Here is a 2,000-nt window from a genome sequence, read left to right on the forward strand (position 1 = left end):
CGCCTCTGTCATTGATGGACCGAGCTGGATAAAAAAACTGCTCCAACGTCTACATGGTGCACAGGCATTTTAAACCGTGTTCTGCAGACCGTCCTTAACGCTTTGGTCGGCCGCATCGCCAGAATCGACTTGATTGCACGAGCATTTGGAGCGACCGAGGTCTCAAACGCAGGGCACTTGCGTGGACACGTTGCGAGGGCACGAAGCGCCGTGGACAGATGGTTGTTAGCCGCAGCCACGGTGGGTGAACGGCCGAATTTCTACGAACTTGCCTACAAGCGGATGATTCATGCTCGCACGCCTGCGCAGCAGGGGAAAGACTCGACGAAAGATTGCATGGTCACAGAGACCTATCTTGCAGCCGCCAAAGAGCTTCGAGACGCGGGAATGACGTCTCGTATCGTTTTTCTTTCGTCAAACATCAACGATTACACCGGGAAACAATCAAAGGGGAAGCTCAATGAGGATATCGCGATGGAGTTTGCGAGCCTTGATATCGAATACGCGAAGACTCCGTCACATGCGAGACATCTGTTAGGCCTTTAACGGCATTCGGCTGTTCGCGTATTCCCGTACACCTGTGGGCAATAGAGCCGACCGTCTCGTCGGTTCGAAGGGACGGCACACGCAACGCACGCTATTGAACGCACGTCGCGAATACTTAGCGGTTGTGCGGGTGTCGCACCTGATTGCTGCAGCGTAGCCGTTGCCAATAGAAATTGAGCGCCGGTCCCTCTCGGGCTACGATTCGGCCGGCTGACCGCCAGTCCCGCCCTTCTTGAATCCATCGCTAACTGTTTGAAGTAGATGACGCTCATCGTCAGATAGCTGGGCTTCCCGCAAGTGTTTCTGAACTGCCTGGCTTAATGCAATGGAGTCATAGAGGGTAGGGTCAAGGTCATCAGTGAAAGAATATTCAACCTCTCCGTCCGAATTTCTTCGAGTAGCAAAGCCTCGTACGACCCTCACGGCAAAGTGGAGGTCATCGCGCACTTGCTCGCTAAACCAGTTCTTGGCGTCGTCGTTTTTTGTGATGTTCTGCCAGGCCGGCACAAGCCCCCAGACCGATGCAACCGCGTTCAAGGACTTATCGTTCTTCGCAGCGGTGAGCTTTCCCAGTAGCAACTCACCGATTCTCTGCAGGCACTGCGGCCCGATAAACGGCGTTCGTCGCCTGTGCGGGAACATCTGTATCTCTTCGAGCGCTGAAGCAGCTTTGAAATAGGTTTCAACGCAAAAATCCAGCGATGAGCATGCCTCGTAAGCGGGGAGAAGCAATCGCATGGTTGCTTCTTCGTCTTGCTTTTCGAGCATGGTAAAAACCAAAGTCGCGAGCAACGCACCGGGCGCCGGCCTCGACGAACCAAGCGGCGTTGGCTCGGCGAGGATAGAGCCGCTCGCTTCGAAAAGTCCACCAAGCAGACTTGCCGTCAACGTTGGCGGAGGCTCGGCGTCGAAGCGATAACCGACCTCCATCAACAGCTCGATAACCATGGGCACGCCGGATGTGTCTCGCTTTCCTAATGTCGTCGAGATAATCGAAGTCACTTCATTGAGCATCACATCTGCCGATGTTATGTCATCGATGATGCGCTTCGGGATGGCATCACTGCTCGGCGTTAGTAGGAAGTACGCGTCATAGCCAGCCTCAGTCGCGATGCCGCGACGAGTCGCTGTCGTGAAATACGGTTCAGTAAAGATAAAGCCACGAGTACCTGCCAACTCCGTCAAAGTCGGAAACAGAGCCGATAGCAGCTCGATTGTCTGTTCGTGGCCAGGACGGTCGGAAATGCTTCCCTTGAAGCGGTCAAAATGAGGCTGACGTCCCGCGGCATCGACGAACTGAAATCGACCGTGCCGGAACAGAAACTCGCGGTTCTCCTTCACCCAGCGAAAGGCGTTGTGAACTTTCGCCGTTAAGGAGCCAAACCGTTTTCGGCATAAAGGCGCCAGGGAGTTTTCGGCGTTTAGGCGCCGCAAGTTTTTCGGCATATAGGCGC

Annotated in this window: 2 protein-coding genes; one reads left to right on the forward strand and one right to left on the reverse strand. The window is 54.6% G+C overall.

The window, feature by feature from the left end:
- The first annotated feature begins 210 nt into the window (after window positions 1–210).
- A complete protein-coding gene (locus QCE79_RS32560) occupies window positions 211–546 on the forward strand; it encodes a hypothetical protein (protein ID WP_309851466.1) in 336 nt (111 codons plus the stop codon).
- A 195-nt stretch (window positions 547–741) separates the two neighbouring features.
- Here the strand turns inward: QCE79_RS32560 and QCE79_RS32565 are convergent.
- On the reverse strand, window positions 742–2,000 hold a 1,259-nt coding region (locus QCE79_RS32565; protein ID WP_309851469.1), incomplete at its 5' end, for a hypothetical protein.

It is taken from the genome of Caballeronia sp. LZ003, assembly GCF_031451465.1.
Taxonomy (GTDB): domain Bacteria; phylum Pseudomonadota; class Gammaproteobacteria; order Burkholderiales; family Burkholderiaceae; genus Caballeronia.